21 protein-coding genes and 1 tRNA gene are annotated in these 23525 nt (G+C 34.7%); 10 read left to right on the plus strand and 12 right to left on the minus strand.

Going from position 1 to position 23525, the window contains the following annotated elements; translation table 11 throughout:
- Positions 1-6: 6 nt before the first annotated feature.
- From DMB95_RS03040 to DMB95_RS03050, 3 genes are all read left to right on the plus strand, one after another.
- Entirely contained in the window at positions 7-813 is an 807-nt protein-coding gene (locus DMB95_RS03040; RefSeq protein WP_142930873.1) for a CorA family divalent cation transporter, read from the plus strand.
- 250 nt (positions 814-1063) lie between these two features.
- Positions 1064-1140: transfer RNA gene (locus DMB95_RS03045), tRNA-Arg, on the plus strand.
- Between the two features lie 33 nt (positions 1141-1173).
- Positions 1174-1800 (plus strand): YggS family pyridoxal phosphate-dependent enzyme, encoded by a 627-nt coding sequence (locus DMB95_RS03050; RefSeq protein ID WP_142930874.1) that lies wholly within the window; start codon positions 1174-1176, stop codon positions 1798-1800.
- 66 nt (positions 1801-1866) lie between these two features.
- Here the strand turns inward: DMB95_RS03050 and DMB95_RS03055 are convergent, their stop codons facing one another.
- The 5 genes from DMB95_RS03055 to rpoD all read right to left on the minus strand — a co-directional run bounded on the left by DMB95_RS03055 (position 1867) and on the right by rpoD (position 7308).
- Complete coding sequence (locus DMB95_RS03055) at positions 1867-2619, minus strand: flagellin (protein ID WP_137633063.1); 753 nt, start codon at positions 2617-2619, stop codon at positions 1867-1869.
- Positions 2620-2652: 33 nt separating this feature from the next.
- Complete coding sequence (locus DMB95_RS03060; RefSeq protein ID WP_137633064.1) at positions 2653-3141, minus strand: DUF4149 domain-containing protein; 489 nt, start codon at positions 3139-3141, stop codon at positions 2653-2655.
- Positions 3142-3268: 127 nt separating this feature from the next.
- The gene (locus DMB95_RS03065; RefSeq protein WP_142930875.1) at positions 3269-4072 is read right to left on the minus strand and encodes a HemK/PrmC family methyltransferase; all 804 of its coding nucleotides are present in this window, start codon (positions 4070-4072) and stop codon (positions 3269-3271) included.
- Entirely contained in the window at positions 4069-5256 is a 1188-nt protein-coding gene (locus DMB95_RS03070) for a M48 family metallopeptidase (protein WP_142930876.1), read from the minus strand. Before DMB95_RS03070 ends, DMB95_RS03065 begins: the two co-directional genes overlap by 4 nt.
- Before the next feature lie 147 nt (positions 5257-5403).
- A complete protein-coding gene (gene rpoD, locus DMB95_RS03075) occupies positions 5404-7308 on the minus strand; it encodes an RNA polymerase sigma factor RpoD (protein WP_137633067.1) in 1905 nt (634 codons plus the stop codon).
- Between the two features lie 198 nt (positions 7309-7506).
- On the opposite strand from rpoD, the gene DMB95_RS03080 reads away from it, so the two are divergent.
- Positions 7507-8319: a flagellar hook-basal body protein gene (locus DMB95_RS03080; RefSeq protein WP_142930877.1), complete on the plus strand. Its 813-nt coding sequence runs from the start codon at positions 7507-7509 to the stop codon at positions 8317-8319.
- A 30-nt stretch (positions 8320-8349) separates the two neighbouring features.
- A complete protein-coding gene (gene flgG / locus DMB95_RS03085) occupies positions 8350-9141 on the plus strand; it encodes a flagellar basal-body rod protein FlgG (protein WP_137633069.1) in 792 nt (263 codons plus the stop codon).
- Positions 9142-9282: 141 nt separating this feature from the next.
- Here flgG and DMB95_RS03090 read toward each other — a convergent pair whose 3' ends face one another.
- The 3 genes from DMB95_RS03090 to DMB95_RS03100 are packed head-to-tail and all read right to left on the minus strand — an operon-like array spanning position 9283 to position 12232.
- Positions 9283-10128 (minus strand): YihY/virulence factor BrkB family protein, encoded by an 846-nt coding sequence (locus DMB95_RS03090; RefSeq protein WP_142930878.1) that lies wholly within the window; start codon positions 10126-10128, stop codon positions 9283-9285.
- 9 nt (positions 10129-10137) lie between these two features.
- Positions 10138-11550: an FAD-linked oxidase C-terminal domain-containing protein gene (locus DMB95_RS03095; protein ID WP_142930879.1), complete on the minus strand. Its 1413-nt coding sequence runs from the start codon at positions 11548-11550 to the stop codon at positions 10138-10140.
- Positions 11510-12232 carry a plasminogen-binding N-terminal domain-containing protein gene (locus DMB95_RS03100; protein WP_142930880.1) on the minus strand — a complete coding sequence of 241 codons (723 nt, stop codon included), beginning with the start codon at positions 12230-12232 and terminating at the stop codon, positions 11510-11512. The genes DMB95_RS03095 and DMB95_RS03100 overlap by 41 nt, the downstream gene beginning before the upstream one ends.
- A gap of 124 nt (positions 12233-12356) precedes the next feature.
- On the opposite strand from DMB95_RS03100, the gene DMB95_RS03105 reads away from it, so the two are divergent.
- Positions 12357-13526 (plus strand): peptidoglycan DD-metalloendopeptidase family protein, encoded by a 1170-nt coding sequence (locus DMB95_RS03105; RefSeq protein WP_142930881.1) that lies wholly within the window; start codon positions 12357-12359, stop codon positions 13524-13526.
- A 76-nt stretch (positions 13527-13602) separates the two neighbouring features.
- On the opposite strand, the gene corA is transcribed toward DMB95_RS03105, so the two are convergent.
- The 3 genes from corA to DMB95_RS03120 form a co-directional block, all read right to left on the minus strand.
- Positions 13603-14568: a magnesium/cobalt transporter CorA gene (corA, locus tag DMB95_RS03110; protein WP_137633074.1), complete on the minus strand. Its 966-nt coding sequence runs from the start codon at positions 14566-14568 to the stop codon at positions 13603-13605.
- Position 14569: 1 nt separating this feature from the next.
- Positions 14570-14773, minus strand: a complete 204-nt coding sequence (locus tag DMB95_RS03115) for a hypothetical protein (RefSeq protein ID WP_137633075.1) — start codon at positions 14771-14773, stop codon at positions 14570-14572.
- A 98-nt stretch (positions 14774-14871) separates the two neighbouring features.
- A complete protein-coding gene (locus DMB95_RS03120) occupies positions 14872-17190 on the minus strand; it encodes a hypothetical protein (RefSeq protein WP_142930882.1) in 2319 nt (772 codons plus the stop codon).
- Between the two features lie 175 nt (positions 17191-17365).
- Between DMB95_RS03120 and groES the strand changes: the two genes are divergently transcribed.
- The 4 genes from groES (at position 17366) to DMB95_RS03140 (ending at position 22201) form a co-directional block, all read left to right on the plus strand.
- On the plus strand, positions 17366-17626 hold the full coding sequence (gene groES / locus DMB95_RS03125; RefSeq protein WP_137633077.1) for a co-chaperone GroES: 261 nt from the start codon (positions 17366-17368) through the stop codon (positions 17624-17626).
- 21 nt (positions 17627-17647) lie between these two features.
- Positions 17648-19285, plus strand: coding sequence for a chaperonin GroEL (gene groL / locus DMB95_RS03130; RefSeq protein ID WP_142930883.1), 1638 nt, complete (start codon positions 17648-17650; stop codon positions 19283-19285).
- A 229-nt stretch (positions 19286-19514) separates the two neighbouring features.
- Positions 19515-20678: a hypothetical protein gene (locus DMB95_RS03135; RefSeq protein WP_142930884.1), complete on the plus strand. Its 1164-nt coding sequence runs from the start codon at positions 19515-19517 to the stop codon at positions 20676-20678.
- Between the two features lie 251 nt (positions 20679-20929).
- Positions 20930-22201, plus strand: coding sequence for an NAD(P)/FAD-dependent oxidoreductase (locus tag DMB95_RS03140; protein ID WP_142930885.1), 1272 nt, complete (start codon positions 20930-20932; stop codon positions 22199-22201).
- On the opposite strand, the gene DMB95_RS03145 is transcribed toward DMB95_RS03140, so the two are convergent.
- Entirely contained in the window at positions 22198-23262 is a 1065-nt protein-coding gene (locus tag DMB95_RS03145) for a CapA family protein (protein WP_260604816.1), read from the minus strand. The two genes, DMB95_RS03140 and DMB95_RS03145, sit on opposite strands and share 4 nt — an antisense overlap.
- Positions 23263-23525: the final 263 nt, after the last annotated feature.

A 23525-nucleotide genomic window follows, 5' to 3' on the forward strand; every position in this document is an offset into this window, starting at 1 on the left:
AAATCAATGCTTATGACTGAAAATTTAAAAACTTTTTTGCAAAATAATTTTAATAATTCTATTTTTGGAGAATTTTTTGGCAAAAAGCTCCTTATCATCGCTCTTTTGCGAAACAAAGAACTTGATAAGAATGAGAATTTAATCTTTTGCTTTGAAGAAGATCAAATCTTTAAATTCAAAGATCAAGACTTTATGCAAATTTCACTTAATGATTTTAATCTTGAGCTTAAAAACATCTTTGACTTACTTAAAACAAGGCTTAATCATTATCAAGATTTGCTTGAGCATAAAGAAAATAGCGTCTTAAAGGGTAAAAATATAGAAAATATCTTAAGAAAAATTTTCATACTTAGGCAAAAGATTGCAAAAGCTCTTAAGCTTGCTAGCCAGCTTCACGAAAGCCTTGGTGCCTTAGCCAACGAGCAAAATGAGCTCAAAAAAAGCCTTAAATTCATCATCTTTACTGCTTTAAGTTTAGAAAAAAACGCCAAAGAACTCAGCCTACGAGTAGATAGCCTTTATACGCTTATCATTGGGATAAAAAATGAAAAAATGAATAAAAATATCTATATACTCAGCATCATCTCAACCATAGTCTTACCGCTCAATCTCATCGTTGGCTTTTTTGGTATGAATACAGGCGGACTTTTTCTAGCACAAAATGAATATGGAAGTCTCATCATCTTGCTTACAATGTGTGCAATCGCTTTGCTTGGCGTGGGTTATTATTACACAAAAGCTAAAGAAAGACTGAATTTGGACGAGGATTTCAAAAAGCTTACAAAAGATAAAAATGAAAAATATCTTGAGTGAGAAAGCACAAAATCAAGCTTTTGCCTCAAATTGACAAAGCCACCTTAAAAATAGCTCAAATTTTTAAGATAATTTTTGCATATTTGTTTATAAGCGAGTTTGAGCTAAACACTTTTTTGCATTTTCATTAAAACTCCGCTTATTTTTAAGCTTTCTAAAAATACAATTTTACACAAGATATAAGGCTTGTTTTTCATAAAATTAGGCTAAATTTAAGCTTTTTGTGCTATAATCTTAATTTTTTAATTCTGCGCCCATAGCTCAGCTGGATAGAGCATTTGATTGCGGTTCAAAAGGTCAGAGGTTCGAATCCTCTTGGGCGCACCACTTTTAAGGCTATCTTAAAAACAAAGAATACTCATGAATTTAGAACAAATCCTTGAAAAAACACAAAACACACGCATAGTCGTAGCAAGCAAATATGGCTCAAGCGAGCTTATAAACGAACTTTTTAAGCTTGGTTTTTGTGAATTTGGGGAAAATCAAGTGCAAGCCCTAGCACAGAAAAAAGAAGCTTTAAAAGAAAACTTGGAGCTTAAATGGCATTTCATCGGCACCTTACAAAGCAATAAAATCAATCTTTTACTCAAACAAAACCCTATTTTATGGCAGTCTTGCAATAGCCTAAAGCTTGCTAAGGCGGTAAATCAAAGGCTAGATTACGAGCTTGAGGCTTTGCTTGAAATCAATAGTGCTGATGAAAACAGCAAAAGCGGACTTGAAATTCAAAAAGCCCTTGATACATACCTACAAATTCAAGATGAATGCCCTAAAATAAAGCTTTGTGGAGTGATGAGTATAGGCGCAAACACGGACAATCAAAAAGAAATCATCAAAAGCTTTGAAGCCACCTATAAAATTTATGAAGCCCTACAAAAACACGGAGCAAAAATCTGCTCTATGGGTATGAGTAATGACTTTGAGCTAGCTTTAAAGTGTGGTTCAAATATGTTGCGTTTGGGGAGTGTATTATTTAAAACTTTATAAGCTGTATAAGAACTTAAAAATAAAAAAGATTTTCTTACTTGCAAAGAGTAAGAAAATCTAAAATGTTTATTGCAAAAGACTAGCTACTTTGCTTTGAAGTATATCGTTTTGATGAGCCATCATAAATGAAGCTGAATTAGTTTTCAAAAACTCTGCGTTAAGATCAGTAACATTTTTCGCCAAATCATCATTAAGCAAATTTCCTTCAGCAGCTTTTGTATTGATACTATTTTCTACACTTGCGCTGATATTTGAAGTGATCGCATTAATGCCTGCACCAATATCTGCACGCAAAGAAGCGACTTGCTGACTGAACGAATCTATACTACTTTGATCTGTAAGGCTAAGATTTCCTGTGCTAAGAGGATTTAAATTTGTTGTTTCAACTCCGCTTCCCACCACAAAATCCATAGTTTGAAATACATTTTTTCCATTAAACTGGGCATTATTAAACGCATCATTAATCGAAGAAATAAGCTCTGTAGCTCTAACATCAAGCATATTTTTTTGCTGATCATTAAGCACAGCACTATTTCTTTGCACGGCAAGCTGACTAAGCTCATCAGTTGTTTTTGTGATCTGGCTTAAACTCGCATCAGCAATCTGCAAAACACCCACAGCATCATAAGCATTTGCAACGCCTTGATCTATAGTGCTAGCTTGCGATCTTAAAGAATCAGCTATAGCCAAATCAGCCGTATCCACACCGCTAATCGCGCGAATAGCCGCTATATTACCCAACGCTTTTTCAGAGGCTTTTTGAGCATTATTGAGGTAGTTATTTTGCTGTAAGCTCGCTGGATTGTTATTGATAGTCATATTGTCCTCCTTCAACCTTGTTTTTAGGTAAATTTATCGATTATACCCTACTTTTGCTGACTTATAACTTAAAAAGAATAAAGCTACTTGCAAAATCAAGATAATTTTTACAAGCCATTCACTTTGTGTGTGTTTGGTGCTAAATTCCTCGCCTGCTAAAGCTTCTAAACCTGCTTTTCCTTCTATAATCAAGCTTTGAGTTTCAAGCATTGGCAAAGTATAATAAAACACAAAAAGCAAAGATAGTGCCAAAATTACAACAGCAAGCAAAATTTTTATAATTTTTAAACTCGCTTCTGCAAAAAATAGCTCATAGATAGTGTTTATAAGGGCTATGCTAATGAGTACATAACCAAATTTTAAAAAAATCTGTCCCATAATCAGCCCACTACCAAACGCATCTGTAATCGCTTCGCCTCCCAAGCCTGTAGGTGGATAAAATACACTCACAGCCACAGCTATGCCAAGAAAAAGCCCTATGCCGATGATAGAACCAAGCAGCAAAAGATTAATCGCTTTCATTTTTTTGTCCTTTAAAAAAATAATTTTTGTTTTTTAAAGGATTATAGCAAAAAGAGTATTAATTTAATAATAATTTTTGTTTTTTGTTTATTAAATTTTAAGATTTTAAGGGAGGGTATGAGTTCATCTATATAGTCTCAACCGCATGCGCTAAAAAGGCACGATCAAAACCAGCAAAATCCTTGAAAAATTGAGCCTTAAAGCCATTTTTATGTAAAATTTTATGTAAAATTTCTTTTTGATCGTATCCAAACTCGCAAGCTAGAGCTTTTACCTTATTTTTTCTAGCAAAAACAATGAGCTCTTCAAGAAATTCATAGCCTTTAACTCCACCAAATAAGGCTTGCTTAGGCTCATTTTGCACCCAAATATCAAGCTTATAATCATTTTGTATATAAGGTGGATTTGAGATGATAAAATCAACCTCACCCTCAAAATTTTTAAAATCACAAAGCCTAAAATCTATCAAATGTCCCACTTCGTGCCTTAAGGCATTTTCTTTAGCGAGTTTTAAAGCAAGCTCGCTAATATCACAAGCCTTGATTTTAAGTGCTAATTTTAAGGCTAAAATTATACTTAAAATTCCACTTCCAAAGCCTATTTCTAAGATATTTGTATAGTTTTTTTGGCTAAGTTCTTTTAGGGCAAGTTCAAGCAAAATTTCAGTATCAAAACGAGGGATTAATACACCTTTTTGCACCTTAAACTCAAGCCCATAAAACTGCGCTTTTTCAAAAATATACTCAAAAGGCTCCCCACTAGCAAAACGTTCTATAAGCTTAAAATAAGGCTTTTCATCAAAGTCAAAATCCCCATTTAAAGCTATAAACGCCCTATCCTTTTGTAAATACTCACAAAGTATAAAAAGGGCTTCATCTTTGTGCGTTTTTAAACTCTTTTTAGCAAGATTTAAGGCGGTTTTTAGCTTCAAGATAGAGCTTTTATGCGTTTATCTATGCTTGGGTGAGAAAGATGAAAAAACTCATAAATTTTACTTGTCTTTACAAAGGCTTTGTTTTCCTTAGCAAGCACAAATAAAGCATTTTTCATATCTTCCTTAGAAGTCATTAAGGCTCCGTGTTTATCAGCGTTAAATTCATTTTTTCGGCTTAATAAATTCACTAAAGGTGAAAAGATAAGTGAAAAAACCTCACTAAAGATGATAAATAAAGCAAAAACCCCAGCATTTACGCCTTGCAAACCACTTTGAGTATAAAAAAACTCAGGCAGGTGAGCAAAAACAAAAAACAAAACAAAAATCATTAAAGCCGAGCTAAATAAGCCTTTGATCAAGTCTTTATGCACAAAATGCCCAAGCTCATGTCCTAAAACAGCTAGAAGCTGATTTTCATTTAAAGCCTTTAAAAGTGTATCAAAAAGCACCACTCTTTTGCTCTTGAAAAGCCCTCCAAAATAAGCATTAAGCCTCTTATCTCTCTTGCTTGCATCCATCACAAACACGCCTTTTGCGCTAAAACCGCATTTTTGCATAAGTGTGTCTATTTTAGCAAGCAACGAGCTATCCTCAAGCGGAGACATTTTGTTAAACAAAGGAGCAATAAGGGTTGGATAAAGCAAGTTGATAAATACAATCACCACAAAAGAAAGCACAAAAGCCCACACCCACCAAAACTGCCCCAAAAACTCATAACAAAAGACCAAAGCATATAAAAGCAAAAAGCCAAAAACAGCAAGCAAAACAAGACTTTTAAGTGTATCTTTAATAAAAAGCGTGGCGTTCATATTTGAAAAACCTTGCTTTTTGTTTTTGACAAAGTCTTCATATATGCTTAAAGGAAGGTTTGCAAGTGTATTGATAAATAAAAATGCCAGTAAAAATAAGGTATTTTCAAGCACTGAATTTTGACTAATTAAAACATTTTTAAGCCAAAAAAAGCCAAAAAAAAGCCAAAAAAGATATAAGATCAAAGTATAAATATGAGAAAAAATCTTAAATTGTTCATTCTCAATGCCAATTTGCGCAGCTTCTTTGTAAGTTTTTTCATCTAAAATAATGGCTTGTTTATCTTTTTCTTGCTTTAAAAAGCGAATTTGAGCATAAGAAATGCCTACAAAAACTAAGGTATACACACATAAAATCAAAGCTAAAATCATTTATATTTCCTTTCATTTCAAAAAAACAAACTGCAAAAAAACTGCTATCAAAATAATAAATTTATAAAATAATGCAAAAAATACTCGGCAATATTTTACAATCTACTTTTTTATATCTTTAAAGCAAGCTTAAATTTAAACTTGTTTTTATTTCCAGCCTTCTATATAATTTTTAAGTTTTCTGCCTACTTTTGGATGTTTGAGCTTTTTAATGGCTGAGCTTTCGATCTGGCGCACTCTTTCTCGCGTTACATTCAGTTCTTTTCCAATCTCTTCAAGCGTTCTATCACTCTCATCATCCATAAGCCCAAAACGCATTTTAATAACTGCTTTTTCTCTGTCATTGAGTTGATCTAAAACTTCATCAATTTGTTCTTTTAAGTCATTTTTAAGTATATGATCCATAGGCGAAAGCGAAGCCCTATCTTCTACAAAGTCTCCAAATTTACCATCATCTTCATTGCCAATAGGCGCTTCAAGGCTGATTGGTTCTTTGGTAATTTTTATGACTTGTTTTACCTTATCCACGCTTAAGCCCACTTCTTTGGCGATAAAGCTTACATCAGGTTCTTTACCCTCTTTTTGCAGATATTCACGCACGATTTTATTGATTTGATTAATCGTTTCTATCATGTGAATAGGAATTCGAATGGTGCGAGCTTGATCTGCGATTGCACGCGATATGGCTTGGCGAATCCACCAAGTCGCATAGGTTGAAAATTTATAGCCTCTTTTATACTCAAATTTATCCACAGCTTTCATAAGCCCTATATTGCCTTCTTGAATAAGATCTAAAAAAGGCAAACCTCTATTTGTATAACGCTTGGCTATACTCACGACAAGGCGTAAATTTGACTTTGCCATTCTCCCTTTGGCTTCATCTGAAATCGTTTTTCCTCTCTTAATCTGCTCTAAAATTTCTTTGAGTTGCTCTTTTTCAAGATCAAAGCCTTTTTTACTCGCTTCTTTGGTTTGAAAAAGCTTTTTTATCTCCATATAAGTGCTTACCATAGTCGTTTCAAGCACCATTTCTGAAATTTCTTCTTTGCCAAGCTTGGTGATATTTTTCAAGATATTGGCGTGCGTATTTTTAAGCTCATCTGAAAACATAGGTAAGCGGTATTCTAAGCGTTTAAGTTCTTTATCAAATTCCTCATCGCTTTTAAGAGCTGTTTCTATGGACTTTACGATCTCACTGATAAGCTTAGAAGTCGGTCCTAAATCCATAAGTTTTTCTTTTAAGATATTTTTCTTAAACGCTATGCTAAGCTTGTTTAAAAGCTCATTTCCCTCAACTTCTTTGAAATTTTGAGCTGTTTTAAGCCACTCTTTTTTGGCTTTTTCAAGGGCTTTGAATTTCTCTACCACTTTTAAAGTGCGTTCATCTTCTTTTTTGGTAACGATTTTTTTAAGTTTTTTGATTTTTTTGAGTTTTTCGACATTTTGCTCTTCGTTTTCCTCATCAAATTCTTCTTCTTCAAGCTCCTCAAGCTCTTCTAATTCTTCGGGTTTTTCATCATCTTTTTCTTCATCATCAAAGCTTTTAAAAAGCTCTTTAACGCGTCTTTCTCTGTTGATTAAAGGTTCTTTATAATCAAGTATAAAGTCTATGAGATAGGGCACAGAACAAAAAGCATCGATGATAATATCCTCTCCAAGCTCTATTCTTTTTGAAATTTCAACTTCTTCATCTTTGCTAAGCAAATCAATCTGCCCCATCTCACGCAAATACATACGCACAGGTGAATCAGAACGACTCCATTCTAAAAGCTCGCTTTCATTAGCCAAATCAAAGTCATTTTCCAAGCCCACATCTTGAAGCTTTTGTTTTTCTTCTTCTCTTTGTTTTGCTTCGGCTATATTTTTCATCTTAGCAATCTCTGCTGATGAATAAATACTGACTTTGTATTTTTTACATAAAGCTGCGATTTTTTTAGCAGTATTAATGCCCGGTTGTTTTGGCATAAATTTAACTAATTTTTCATAAGTTGCGTAACTAGTATGTTTGAGATAATCTTCGAGTTCTTTTTCAGTTTTTGCTGCGTTTGACATGTTTTGACTTTTCCTTTTTTAGAAGCAGTTTTGAATTTGTTATTATAGCTTAGTTTGTTTAATCTTAACTAAATGATATCTTATTTTCGTTTTGTTTCTTAAAAAAGCTACCTAAAGCTTTGAATTTGTAACTTTTACAAAAGTTGGAACACTCTTTGCTTTAAGCTTTAAGAAATTTATTGAAATGAAGGCAAAACTATGCAAAATGGATATTATCAAGCCACAGGCGGTATGGTTACCCAGTTTAACCGACTTGATGTGATTAGTAATAATCTTGCAAATATCAATACCAGCGGTTATAAAAAAGATGATGTTGTGATCGCTGATTTTAAAAGAGTGTTTAGAGAAGTGCAAGATGAACTACCAATCGACAATCACACCTATGATGCGGCTCGTTTTTTAAACTCGACTATAGATAGAGTCCCACAAGTAAGCCAAACTTACACAGACTTTAGCACAGGCTCTTTAAGAAGCACCACCAATCCTTTGGATTTGGCGATGACAAGAGAAGATACCTTTTATCTTGTCAAAACCAATAACGGAGAAATTCGCCTCACAAAAGATGGTAATTTTCAACTTGATGATGAGGGCAATTTAGTCAATAAACAAGGCTATAAAGTGCTTAGTAGCAATTATTTTAACAATCCAGATTTTGATAGCATACAAATTCCACCAAACTCAACCTATCTTAGCGTTGATACCAATGGTAACATAGAAGCCGATCAAAACGATATAGCAAGGCTTTTTATCGCTCAAGTTGATGATATAAGAGCCTTAGAAAAAGACGGCGATAATACCTACAGGATAAACGATCCTACACGCATTAGGGACTTAGAACAATCAAATTCAGTCAAACAAGGCTTTACTCAAGGCTCAAATGTCAATGCTGTGCTTGAGATGACAGGACTGATCGAAGCAAATAGAATGGTTGAGATGTATCAAAAAGTAATGACTTCTCATATGGACGATCTTAATCAAGACGCTATTAATAAACTTGCAAGCGTTCAGTAGTAAAATAAGTTAAAGAAAGGATAAAACAAAATGTTACGATCACTTCACACCGCAGCTACAGGAATGATAGCGCAACAAACTCAAATTGATGTTACTTCAAACAATATCGCTAATGTTAATACAGTCGGCTTTAAAAAATCAAGGGCTGAATTTTCTGATCTTATGTATCAAGTCATGAAATACGCCGGCACTTCAACTTCAGCCACAACGCTTTCACCTTCTGGTATAGAAGTGGGGCTTGGGGTGCGTCCAAGTGCTGTTACAAAGATATTTTCAGCAGGAAGTTACAAATCTACAAGCACAGATAATTTTGATGTGGCTATTCAAGGTAATGGCTTTTTTCAAATTCAGCTTCCAGATGGCACAACAGCTTACACAAGAAACGGACAATTCACAAGGGATAGCGAAGGAAATATCGTCAATGCTGATGGGTATTTTCTTATGCCTCAAATGACAGTTCCAGAAGGAGCTACAAATGTAAGTGTGGCGCAAGATGGCACGGTTTCTGTAATGCTTGCTGGCGAAACTGAAGAAACACAAATCGGGCAAATCGAACTTGTGAATTTCATCAACCCAGCCGGACTTCACGCCCTTGGTGATAATCTCTTTCTTGAAACAGGCTCAAGCGGCGCTCCGGTTGCTGGTATAGCAGGACAAGATGGCTTTGGCACGATTAGACACGGCTTTGTTGAATCAAGCAATGTCCAACTTGTCGAGGAAATGACTGATCTTATTACCGGACAAAGAGCTTATGAAGCTGGCTCAAAAGCCATCACAACAAGTGATGAAATGCTTTCTATCGTCAATCAACTTAAACGATAATAACACAAGCAAGTAAAAGAATTAAAATCTTGACTTGCTTAAGATATATTACCAAAGCTTGCAAAGTTAAATTTAAAATAAACTTTTGCAAGCTCTTTTCTATTTTATTATTACTCTTTGTTTGTAGGCTAATTTTTGTATTTAAGAAGCTGTTTTAGCGCTAGTGCGTGATCTTTTGGCTGGGGTTTTGCTTACTTTTGGTGCTAAAGTTTTTTCTTGTCTTAGTTCTCCAAAATAATGATAGCACTTAAGTCCAAAAAGATAAATAACCCACGAAACATAAATCCACACAAAGAAAAAAAGTAGGGTTGAAAAAGAACCATAGACATTAGTATAAGTCTTGTTATACACCACATAATACACAAAAAGATTTTTACTGATATACCAAATGGCTGCACTTGCAAAAGAAGTTAAAGCAAGCATTTTAAGCGTGCCTTTAGCAATAGAGCTCGAAAAAGAGACAAAAAATAAGCCCCAGATGATAAGAAAAGGTAAAATTTCAAAAAAATTCAAGCCCACCTTAAAATCATCTAAAGTCTTTTGTATATAACTTGAGATATAAAAACTTAGCCCTAAGCCCAAAGGCGTAAGCGTAATAAGAGTCCAATACGAGCTAATGCTTTGCCACAAGGTTTTTGGCTCATTTTTTGTGATGCGATTGACTACAAAATCATAGTTTGAAAAAAACATAAGCGAGGTAATCGCCATAGCAATAAGCCCAACTATACCTAAATTGACGCTATTTTTTAAAAAAGTATCAAGATGAGTAGCGATAAGCTCTTGCTGGGCTGGGATTAAAAAGGTAAAAATAAGGGTTTTAATCCTCTCATAATACGCCTTAAAACTTGGAATTTGGGTAAAAACAGAAAAACAGACAAATAAAAGTGGGATCAAAGAAAGCACAGTATAAAAGCTTAAAGCCGCAGAAAAATTAAAAATTTCTTTATCCCTAAAAATCAACACAAAACGCCAAATTTTTTTAAGCATAACTCGCCTTTATAAGCCCATTTTAAAAGGATTTAAGATATTGTTTGGATCAAAGGCTTTTTTGATATTTCTAAAAAGATTCATCTCAGCCTCAGAAAAGGCAAGCTTCATAAAAGGTGCTTTTGACAAGCCTATGCCATGTTCTCCGCTTAAAGTCCCGCCAAGTTTTACTGCAAGTTTAAAAATTTCTGTAATTGCCTCGTGTCCTCTTTCAACTTGCTTGACGTCGTTTTTATCCTCAACCATAACATTAGTATGCACATTGCCATCGCCTGTATGTCCAAAACAAGGAATTTTAAAATCATATTTTTGCGCCACTTTTTCAATACCTTCTAAAAGCTCTGGTAGTTTTGAGCGAGGCACGGTGATGTCTTCATTAAGCTTAAGTGTGCCATAAACATTGATGCTTTGCGAGCAATTCCTCCTTGCAAACCAAATATCAGCTGCCTCAGCCTCATCTTTAGCGATCTTAAACTCACTTGCTCCAGCCTTAAAAAACATCTCTTTAAGCACGGCTAGATCAGCTTCTACGCTTTCTTTTACATTGCCATCAACATCAGCGATTAAAATCGCTCCAGCTTCTTTTGGTAAGCCTTTGTTAAATTTCATCTCAACAGCTCTTATGCTTAAATTATCCAAAAACTCCATACTTACAGGGCTTACACCTTGAGCTAGGGTTTGATATACAGCATTCATCGCTGATTTTACGCTATCAAAAACACCCATTGCGGTTTGCTTGAATTTTGGTAAAGCCAAAAGCTTTAAGGTGATCTCACTAATTACAGCTAAAGAGCCCTCACTTGCGATTAAAATCCCAGCGACATTGTATCCAGCCACATCTTTAATCGTCCTTTTTCCAGCCCTTATAATATCTCCATTTGGCAAAACAGCTCTTAAAGCCATAACATAGTCTTTCGTAATGCCGTATTTTGCTGCTCTCATACCTCCTGCATTTTCGCTAACATTGCCACCTATGCTTGAAAAATCCATACTTGCAGGATCAGGTGGGTAGAAAAGATTAAGCTTAGCAAGTTCTTTTTGAAGACTTGAATTAATCACACCCGGTTGCACTACAGCTACTAAATTTTCAAGATCGATTTCTAAAATTTTATTCATATGCTTTTCAAAGCTTAAAATCACACCACCACTTGCTGCTAAAGTCCCGCCCGTAAAGCCAGAACCAGCTCCTCTTGGGATAATGATGATTTTATGCTCGTTGCAGTATTTTAAAATTTCGCTAATATCAGCTTCATTTCTTGGAAAAAGCACCCCATCAGGCAGATAATGCTTTCTTGTAGCATCATAGCTATACGCTCTTTTGTGTGCTTCATCAAAATACGCATTTTCAGCACCCAAAAGCTTTTCAAAAAAGGCTTTATGCTCATTTGCTAGAGGAGTTTGTGAGTGTGGTGTAGTATTCATAATAATCCCTTACTTCTCTTTCAAAGAAATTAAAAAAGTTTTTTTTGTAATTACTTACCCTTGAATAAAAAGGCTTTTGAGGAGCTAAAGAATGTGTAGTAAAGTCTTGCTTAAACAACAAAGTAAAACTCGCACAATCCACAAAAGCAAGCTCATTTTCAAGAGCAAAAATCACTAAACCAAGTGCGTTATTTGAGCAAAAAGCTTGAAAATTCTCTTGTTTAGGACTTAGCCTAAAATCCTTAATCATCATCGCACCAAAAACATCAGGATGAATAAAATAAAAATTTCTTAAATTCTGTGTAATATGTGCGTAATTTTCCTCATCAGGAGCGATAAGCAAGGCTCTATCATATAAAAAATTAACAATCACTTCATCGCCAACTTCAGGCACGACATCAAGCACAGGCAAAGCCTTTTGCTCTAAATTTGTAAAGGCTTCAAGTCTCAGTTTGGCTAAACCCTCTCTTTTTTCGACAACACTTGCCCTTGCGATGATGGATTTTACACTTTTAAAATGCTTGATGATTACCGCATTTGCATTTAAAATGATGTTTTCATCATCATTGATATAAATGAAATTATCCTCGATCTTAGCGATATTTGAATGCAAAGGAGCAAAATCAAAAGCATATAAAGATATATGCATAAAAAAACAATACAAAAGGATTTTTTTAAACAAACTTTTCTCCTTATTTTTTAACAAAGTTGTATTATATTCTTTTTTTCTTACAAAATTGTAAGAAAAATAAAGTAAAATACTTTTTCTTGTTTTGAAAATAAAGTATGAATGAAGGTTTGATTTGATGAAAAAACTACTTGTGCTGTGTATTTTTTGCTTGCAAGTTTTTGCTGTTTCAAGTATAGAAGAAAGAGAATGGGCAAAAAATGAATTCTTTTTAACTTTTTTAGAAAACAATAATCTCCCTCTTTCTTTGTATTGGAATTTAGATCCTCAAGATAGAGAACTTGCTTCAGAGATCAAAGAAGGTGAAAGATTTCAAATTCTTTGGGATAACAACACAAACACAATCGAGCAGGTTTTAATCCCGATTAATGGCTCTGATTTGCAACTTCACATTTATAAAAACTTGCAAGGCGAATACACGCTGACTTATTCGCCCATCTCTTATGAAACCCAAACACGAATTTTGCGTCTTAATGTGCAAAATTCAGCCTATCAAGATGTTGAGCAAGCCACAGGCTCAACGCCACTTGCTCGTGCTATGCGAAATGCTTTTGGTGGGAGCGTTGATTTTAAGGCTATGCAAAAGGGCGATGAAGTTATTTTGGTTTATGAGCGAAAAGAAAGAATGGGCGAGCGTTTTGGTGATATACTTATCAAAATGGCAAGCATTGAAGTGAATAAAAAAGCAAAAAAAGTATATTTTTATAAAGATAGCTTTTATGATAGCAAGGGTAAAGAAATGGAGTCTTTTTTATTAACTTCACCGGTTAATGCAACAAGGATAAGTTCATATTTTACAAGAGCAAGGTATCATCCTATCTTAAAGCGATATAGAGCGCACTTAGGTGTTGATTATGCAGCACCTACTGGCACACCAGTAAGAAGCGCTGGAGCTGGAGTGGTAAGCTTTGTAGGCACAAAAGGAGGCTATGGCAAAACCGTTCAGGTGCAGCATGGTTCAGGATATAGCACTCTTTATGCGCATTTAAGCCGCTTTGCAGCCATTAAAAAAGGGCAAAAAGTCTCTCAAGGACAAACTATCGCTTATGTAGGCTCAACCGGAATGAGTACAGGACCTCATTTGCACTTTGGTTTATATCTTAATAACCAAGCTATCAATCCACTCTCGGTTGTCAAAATCACCAAATCAGAACTCAAGGGCAAGGATAAGCAAGATTTTCAAAATGTGATACTTGAGTATGAAAAGGAGCTTCAAAGCTTTATTGATAGCAATGGCACTAATCCACCAAAAGAACCGCCAAGATTTGAACGATATGTCGAGTTTTAGTAAAGGCAATTTTTCACGATTTAAATACATTGCCTTTACTTGCTCTTAATTGTCTGGATAGTGAATTTATACTCTATCAAATCCAACCCTTCTTTTTAAAGAATACAACAGGCAAGATCACAGAAGCTACCATCAAAGTTACTACTATAGGATAGCCAAAAGTCCAGTTTAATTCTGGCATAAATTTAAAGTTCATACCATAAATCGTGCCTATAAGCGTTGCTGGCATCATCGCCACCGTTGCAACCGTGAAAAGCTTGATCGTTTTGTTTTGTTCTATATTGATTTGATTGGCAAAGATGGTTTGGATATTATCAAGAATGTTTAGCTGAGAAACATCAAATTCCACGAGCGAATTTAAGTCTTTAAGCACTATGGTTAAATTCTGCTTAATATCCTTATCAATCTTATCGCTTTTTATCAAAGAAGTCATTGCTCTTCTTTTATCAAAAAGCGAATCTCTCACACGCATATTCAGCTCTTGCAAATTTGAAATGGATTTTAAAATCCTATCATACACAAGCTCATTTTTTCGCTCTAATACTTCTATCCTTAGTTTCCTTGCTTCTCTGTCTATCCATTCTAAGATATCCGCGTCCTTTTCTACGCGCACTTCAAACATCTTATCAATAACATCAAAACCATCTTCAAAATTCTTTGGACTTGCTAGAATTCTTGCCTCAATCTCTTCAAAAATCGTAAATTCTTTATATCTTAAAGTAAATAAGATATTTTGAGAAAGCAAAAAAGTCAAAGTCTCATTTGTCAAGGAAAGCTCGTCCATACTCGTGCGGATAAGAAAGTGAGTGTTAATCGTAATGCTGGTATTATCTTCCCAATACCTCGCACTCAGCTCGATCTCTTCTCGCTCTTCTTGGGTTGGAATTTCAAGATTATACAACTTTGAGACAAAATTAATCTCCTCAGCACTTGGACGCAACAAATCAAGCCATAAGATATTTTCAGGCAAAACACTTGTTTGTATATCAAAACGAAGCTTTTGCACAAGCTTATTATTTGTTTTTGTGTAAATACTTAACACTCTACTCTCCTTTGGCTTTTTTCTCTTTATCGATATAAAAAGCGATTAAAAAAGCGATCAAAATGATATGAGGCAAGCTTATTAAGACAGCTCTTACCAACTCGCCCGCAAAGGCTCTATGGATACAAAATTGATTGATAATAAGCACAACAAAAAAGCATTTGCAAAAGAGTAATATAAATTTTTTATTACAATATGCTTTCATCTACTTTTACCTTTTTCATATCATTCATTTTAACTCATTAAGGCTTATTTTAGTTTTAAATTTATACAAGCCTAGCTTGGGCTAGGCTTGATTTATGACTAAAATAATTTATCCAAAAACTTATTAAGCTCTTTTGCACCTTTTTCTTTAACCTTATCATCGATAAATTTATCAGCTGCTGATTTAAGCACGCTTCCTAAGTCTATATTTATGCTTGGATTAGCACTTGTGCCTTTGATCGTGCCTTTAAAGCTTGCTTTATCTACGCCTAGGGTAAGAGGAAGGTTTAAAGTGCTTGTTTTGGAATTGATTGTGCCATTATTAATGGCTATGCTTACACGAGGCGATTTCATATTGAGGTTCAAGCCAATTTGGTTTGTGCTAAGCTTTGCATTGAGCTTTGCTTCACTAAATGAATCCTTTGTCAAATCGCTTTTAGTTAGCGTTGATACAGTCTTTACTAAGCCTACATTTTTTAATTTACCATTGTTTAAATTTGCACTTGCATTTCCACTTGAACTTACAAGATTATAATCCACATCAACGCTTGCTTTTCCTTCATAATAATCAGGCAAATCAAGTCCCTTCATCAAGCTAGAAAAATCAACACCAGCTATATTTGCTTTAAAAGCGTTGTTTATGAGGCTAGCATTAAGCTTTCCTTGGTAGAGATTTTCGCTGTTAATATTTGCTTTTATGCTTTTATCAAAGTCTAAATTTCCAGTAAATACAGCCTTTCCACTGAGCTTTCTTTCAGCTAAAAAGCCTAGTTTTGAAAAATCATAGGCATTGAGTTTAAAAGTCGAGCTTAAAAGCATTTTGTTAAGATCAAATGAGCCTTTAAAGCTTTCTAAATTCGCTAAATCGCTCTTAAAAACAAGATCAAAACCAGCTACACTATCTTTAATATCGCCTTTTAAATCAAGATTAAATTGAGTATTTGCAGGAAAAGTTTTACCAAGCATAGCACTTAAAGCTTTTGCCCCAAAAGTTCCACTACTTTTTGCTTCATATGAGCCATTTAGCTTGCTAAAATCAAGAGAGCTTAAATGAGCCTTTGCGTCTAAGTTTGCATTGACATAACTTGGCTGAGCCACTATAGCTAGAACCTTGCTAAGATCAAGTTTATTTATGCTTAGATCAAGACTTTTGCCATTTGAGCTTGCATTGATTGTGCCTCCAGCCACATTTGCATCAGCTTTTAAGCTTTTAATGACAAAGCCCAGTAAATTTGCACTCGCATTTAAGCTTACACTACCTTGCAAGCTTTGTCCAGCTATGCTTTTAAACTCATTTAAATCATCGATTTTTGCTTCAGTATCTAGGCTTAATTCTTGTGTTTTCATATCATAAAAACCTTGTAATTTTGGCACATTAGCTAGATTTGATTTTAAAGTTGCATTATAATTAATCTTTGAGCCCTCGCCTTTAGCATTGGCATTAAGATGAAGGGAATTAAGATTTAAATTTGCAAACTTGATGTCCTTTCCTATAAGTTTAGCTTGAAGTTCTTGAAGCAAGCTTAGTGAATTAAGATCAATGCTTGCATTGCCATCAAGATTTAAATTTCCGCTTGCTTTTGAGCCTATAAGTTTTTCAAGCTTGCTTAAATCAGGCACTAAAAGAGTATAATCTGTGTCTAAAACACTATTGGCAAGGTTAAAATGTGTTTTATCGGTTTTCAAGCTTATATAAGAAGTTAAAGTCTCGCTTTTTGCGTTAATATCTTGATCTTTCATAAAGATAGTGATATTTGAGCTTAAATTTGATTGCGGTAAGGAAAGATTAAAATCCCTTTGAAGTAAATCATAGTTGATAGAGTTCGTAGCAAGATTTATGAAGGCATTACCCTCAGGTTTTAGATCCTTTGCTGCTATATCGGCATTTATATTGATATTTCCTTTGACATAACTTGGTTTTGAAAGTAAATTTAAAAGCTCTTCTATCTTAATACCATTTGCACTCAGTTTTAATTCCAAAGGAGAATAATCAAGCAAACGCGCATTTAAAGCTACATTTGAGCCAAACAAAGCCCCATTTCCACTCACATTAAAATCACTTGCTTTTCCTGCTATCTTGCCGCCGAAATTAAGATTGTCTTTTAAATTTAAGCTCATTTTTTGAGCATAATTTTTATCAAGACTTAAAAGATAATTTAAATCAAAACCTAAGCTAAAAAGACTAAGATTGCCCTCTACCTTTAATTGAGCCATATTTGCTATATCAAGAGCGACATCAAGGCTTGAAAAACGCAATTTAAATGTAGATAAATTTGCGTCTAAACCACTCAAGGTTCTAATCTTATCTTCAGCGTAAGAAGCAACGATTTTATTTCCAAAAGAAGTAAATAAAATCACATACAAAGCTATGAGAATCACAGCCAACACAACCCCTATAATGTAGAGAGCTTTTTTCATTTTATCCCGTCCTTAAAAGTTTTTTATAAATAAACTTTAGTCGGTTAAACTAAAGTTTATTGAATTTTTTTTATAAAGGTATTGACAAAATTCATTTTTTATCGTATAATCACAACACTCAAATATAAAGAGTGCTAAAAATAGCGACAATTTACAAAGAGAAAGGACTACACAAATGAATTTTCAACCTTTAGGAAAACGCGTCCTTGTTAAACGCGTAGAAGAAACCAATACAACAGCTTCTGGCATAATTATACCAGATAATGCCAAAGAAAAACCTTTAATGGGAGAAATTATCGCAGTAAGTCAAGAGCTTAGCGATGTTAAGGTTGGCGATAAAGTGCTTTTTGCTAAATATGGCGGCACTGAAGTAAAACTTGGCACAGAAGAATACCTTGTGCTTAACATCGATGATGTTTTAGGTATAGTAAAATAAATTTTAGAAAAAGGATAAACAATGGCAAAAGAAATATTTTTTTCAGATGAAGCAAGAAACAAACTTTATGAAGGCGTAAAAAAACTTAATGACGCTGTTAAAGTAACTATGGGACCAAGAGGACGTAATGTTTTGATCCAAAAGAGTTTTGGTGCTCCAAGCATTACAAAAGATGGCGTAAGCGTAGCTAAGGAAGTTGAGCTTAAAGATAGTCTTGAAAATATGGGTGCTGCTTTAGTTAGAGAAGTAGCAAGCAAAACAGCTGATCAAGCAGGCGATGGCACCACAACAGCTACAGTTTTAGCTCATGCTATCTTTAAAGAAGGCTTAAGAAATATCACAGCTGGAGCTAATCCTATAGAAGTCAAAAGAGGTATGGATAAAGCTTGCGAAGCTATAGTAGCTGAACTTAAAAAGCTTTCAAGAGAAGTTAAGGATAAAAAAGAAATCGCTCAAGTAGCAACTATCTCAGCAAATTCAGATGAAAAAATCGGTGAATTAATCGCTGATGCTATGGAAAAAGTAGGCAAAGACGGCGTTATCACCGTTGAAGAAGCAAAGTCAATCAATGATGAGCTTAATGTGGTTGAGGGTATGCAATTTGACAGAGGCTATCTAAGCCCTTATTTTATCACTAATGCAGATAAAATGACTGTTGAGCTTCAAAGCCCATATATCTTGCTTTTTGATAAAAAAATCACTAGCTTAAAAGATTTGCTTCCTATCTTAGAGCAAATCCAAAAAACAGGCAAACCTCTTTTAATCATCGCTGAAGACATAGAAGGCGAAGCTTTAGCAACCTTAGTTGTAAATAAACTTAGAGGCGTGCTTAATATCTCAGCCGTAAAAGCTCCGGGCTTTGGCGATAGACGCAAGGCTATGCTTGAAGATATTGCCATCTTAACAGGAGGTGAAGTTATCGCTGAAGAGCTTGGCAGAACCTTAGAAAGTGCTAGTTTGCAAGACTTAGGACAAGCAAGCTCAGTTATCATTGATAAAGACAACACGACTATAGTTAATGGTGCTGGCGAAAAGAAAAATATAGACGCAAGAGTCAATCAAATCAAGGCTCAAATCGCAGAAACTACAAGCGATTATGATAGAGAAAAACTCCAAGAAAGACTTGCTAAATTAAGCGGTGGAGTAGCTCTTATCAAGGTTGGTGCTGCTACTGAAACTGAAATGAAAGAGAAAAAAGATCGTGTTGATGACGCACTAAGCGCTACTAAAGCTGCTGTTGAAGAAGGTATAGTTATCGGCGGTGGAGCTGCTTTAATCAAAGCAAAATCAAAAATCAAGCTTGATTTAAAAGGCGATGAAGCTATAGGTGCAGCCATAGTTGAAAGAGCTTTAAGAGCACCTTTAAAACAAATCGCTGAAAATGCTGGCTTTGACGCAGGCGTGGTTGTAAATTCAGTTGAAAGCAGCACAGAAGAACATCTTGGTTTTGACGCTGCAAAGGGCGAATATGTTGATATGCTTAAAGCTGGTATCATTGATCCAGTAAAAGTAGAAAGAATAGCCCTACTTAACGCAGTAAGCGTAGCTTCAATGCTTTTAACTACAGAAGCAACAATTAGCGAGATAAAAGAAGAAAAACCAGCTATGCCTGATATGAGCGGTATGGGTGGCATGGGAGGAATGGGTGGCATGATGTAAGCCTACCTTCCTTTTTATTATAAACTTTGCCTTGCGTGCTTTGCAAGGCAAAGTAAATTTAGCTTCTTAGCTTCTTAAAAAAAACACTTTGCCTTTATCATTTCTTACCCTTTATCATCAAAAAATCAAATTTTTAATAAAAAAAGTCAATTTTTGTTTGTTTTGGAATGAAATTTGCTTTTAGTAAAATGAAGTATAGATTGAAGGAAATTCAAAAAAAGGATTTCTAATGAATAGCATTTTTTCAAATGACACAAACGCTCTTTTTGGGTATGAAAGCTTGCTTGATCGTATGCAAAAAAGCTTGCAGACGATTGACAATACAAGTTTTAGCGATTATGTAAAAAACTCAAGTCTTTCTAATGTGCTGAGTAAAGATTTAAGCACAAACGAAAACATAGGCTTTGGGCTAGGAGATTTTACCATAGCCTACAGCAAACAAGAAGCCTTTTTAAATATAGTAAATCGTGGAGTTGAACGCACAAGCATAACTGCTTCAAGCTTGCTTTCTCAAACCCAAACCAATCTGCCCCAAAATGCCTATAAAGTCGAATTTGATAGTATAGAAAAAGAGCAATTTGAAGCCATAGCCAATACTTTAAAAGCCGATGAAAAGCTTTTAGAACAAAACAATTCCTTAGGATTAGAATCTGTCTTTTTTAGAGATAGCTCAAGTTTAGAATTTAGCCAAAAAGCCTTGAGTAAAGAAAGCCTAAATGCTCTTAAAGAACAATTTGGCGAAGAAAGCGTCTATAAAAGAGAAGATGGGGTATATGTCTTAAGTGCTGAGGCTGAAAAATTTGTAAGTGGCTGGAGCAAGGCTTTGGATACAGCAAATGAAAAAAGTCAAACAAATGCTAGTCTTGATGAGCTCATACAAAAAGATAAAGACTTTAGCTCCCACCTTGATGAAAGCGAGCTTAGCTCAAATACTTCCAGCCTCACAACGACAACAACGATTGTTGAGCAAACTACTCGGATAAGTGTTTTAGTCATTAGGCTTTTTGATATGAGCGGAAGCGATTTCTCATCTTTGCAAGAGGCTATGAATGCCAGATTTAATAATCTTGATATTTTTGCTCGTAATTTTATCTCTGAAAATTTAGAAAGCTTATTTGAAAACAAAAATGAAAGCACAAAGGAACAAAGCTCAAATGCAGAAGATAAAAGCTCAAACGAAGACAAAACAAAGGAATTTGCAAATTCCTTCGAAAATAGTTTTATGAAAATAAGTCAGTATTTTACAAACTCATCGCTTTCAAGCTCAAGCTTTGCTTCTTTAAGTTCTGTCGTGTTTGATATGGCTCAAACCTTGCATAATCAAAGCCTAGCAAATGCCAATCTTAAACAAGATAGCCTAGCAAGCTCAAATCAAAGCGAGCTAAAAGCCTAGCCAATTTAACTTTGCAAATAGTCATAAAAGCTTCAAATCCTTGTTCTGCAAAACTCTATGCAAGAACAAGGAAAGCTTGCAACATAAGTTTTGATACCTTTTCTATAAAATTGCATTTTAAATTTATAAAGCTTATCTGTGTTTATAAATTTAACATTTAGGTGTATAAAAGTATGCAAAATAGAGTAATATTTTTAAAAATAAGTTATAATCAAATAAGCAAAATCTACACTCAACACAAAGGAAAATGAATGCAAAAAACCACAAGCTGCCAACTTAAAAATTTAGAAGAACTCAAGCTCCCTCAAAACCCAAAAATTCTTATTATAGGAGGAGGCTATGGAGGCTTAAAAGTTGCACTTGGACTTCAAAAACTCGTTTCTTTTTCATCAAACAATAAGCCTGAGATCACTTTAATCAGCAAGCACGACTATCACTACCAAACCACACTTTTACACAAAGTTGCCATAGGCACGCTCTCGCCACGAAAAGCAAGAATTTACTACCGCAAACTTTTAGATCCAAAAAAAGTGCGTTTTATCAAAGATAAGATCATTAATCTTAGCCCAAATGAACGTTGTGTGTATGGAAATGGGGGCAGATATGATTATGATGTTTTAGTCATCACGCTTGGTTTTAAACCAGATAGCTTTGGCATAAAAGGTGTGAAAGAACACAGCTTTAAGCTATCCTCGCTCAATAGAGCCTTAAAGCTTTCCCAGCACATAGAACATAAATTCAAAGATTACATACATAGCAAAAACCCTGATGATCTTAGCGTTGTTGTTTGTGGAACGGGTTTTACAAGCATTGAATTTGCAGCTGAACTTGCTTCACAGATCGAGGAGCTATGCCTGATTTGTGGTATTGATAAAAAAATACCTAAAATCACTTGCATAGGAAGGAGTGATCGAATTTTACCTGTTTTTGATACAAAACTGAGTCAAAAAGCTGTCAAAAAGCTTGAAGATATGGGTGTAAAACTCATCACAAAAGGCAACGTCAAAGAAGTTTGTAAAAATGGCGTTATCATAGAAAGAAATGGCAAAGATGAATTTATCAAAGCAAATACCATTCTTTGGGGAGCTGGAGTAAAGGGAAGTGATATCATAGAAAAATCAAGCATACCAAATAGAAAAGGCAGGATAGAAGTTGATAGACAGCTTCGTTGTTTTGATTATCCTGAAATTTTTGTTGTAGGAGATAGCGCTTGTCCTACAACAAAAGACGCCATTCACGCACCAACAGCCCAGCTTTCAGCACAAATGGGAGACTTTGTAGCTCGTATGCTGAGCCAAAAACTCAAAGGTAAAAGCTTCACAGAAAGTTTTTCTTTCAAGCATAGGGGCACAGTGTGTTCTATAGGGCATACCGATGGCGTTGGCATTGTATATGGCAAAAATGTATCTGGAGAATTTGCAGCTTTTATGAAAAACACCATAGAAAATCGCTGGCTTTTTTCTTTAGGAGGCTTTCCTATGGTGTTTAGAAAAGGGCAATTCCGCTACCGAAGCAGTAATTAAAACTTTGGCAAGCCTGCCTTAATGTTCTTGTCTTTGCTTTGAATAATCTTTTCAAATTCAAGTCTAATTTGCTTATGATTTGCAAGCACAGAGTCATCTAAAAGCGAAAATGGATACAGCTTAAAATTTTTAAAATTTTCATCATAGTAAGTAAAAATAAGCTCAAAGCCAATATCTTCAAACACTACCCTACCCTTTTCATCAAGGCTAAGCTTTACACCTACAAGCGAGCCTATGCGGCGATTTAAGCCGATTTGTGATGAGATAAAATTACCAAGTGAATAAATCACTAAAGTATCATCTACAAACTCGATAGGCGAAATGAAATGCGAATGATTTCCTATGATAATATGCACGCCCTGTTTGGCTAAAAATGAGGCTAATTCTTTTTGCTCCTCATTTGGCTCAAAGGCATATTCTACGCCCCAATGCATTGAAACAAGGATAAGATCAGCCTCCTTTTTCAAACGCCTAATATCTTCTTTGGCTCGTTGTTTATCAAAAATATCAACCAAATACGCCTTTTCTTGAGGTAAAAAATGCCCATTTACGCCGTAAGTATAAGCTAGAAGCCCTACTTTAATGCCATTTATCTCTTTAATCCTTAAACGTTTTTGATCCTCAAAAGAAAAAGAGCTTCCAGCACTTACAACTTCTTTTTGTGCCTGCCAAAATTTCAAAGAAGCGAGCACAGCTGCTTCTCCTCTATCTAAAGTATGATTGTTTGCAAGACTTACAAGATTAAATCCAAGCTGTAGCATTTGTGTGCCAAATTCTTGCGGTGCGTTAAAATTTGGATAAGAGCTTAAGCCAAATTCTTTGCCTGCAAGTATGCTTTCTTGGTTATAAAATGCAAGATCATACTCTGTTATGATAGGCTTTAGATGAGCCAAAGTTTTTGAAAAATCATAACTTAAGCCTGTGCTTGAGTTTTTATCCTTAAAAGCAGCGTCTTTATACACGCGTGAATGAAGCAAGGCATCACCTGACATAATAAGACTTAAACTCCTATCAGCGCTTACACACAATATAAAAGCACATAAAAAGCACACAATTTTCACTTTATTTCCTAAGAATTAAAATCGCTACATTGTAACATAAAATACAGCTAAATGAATAAAAAATTACAATGAAAGCTAAAAGGCTTTGTTATATGGCTTTTCTAGCTTTAAAGCTCATTTGTTTAATTTTTATTTATAATTATTTCACAATTTAAGCTTGTTATTTTTTTGATTTTATTCACAGCTATTTCACAATGTGATTTTATCTTTAAAGCATTGAAAAATAGAGCTTTAAGTTTAAAAAATTTAAGAAATTTATTTAT

Source organism: Campylobacter sp. MIT 12-8780, assembly GCF_006864535.1.
Lineage (GTDB): Bacteria > Campylobacterota > Campylobacteria > Campylobacterales > Campylobacteraceae > Campylobacter_D.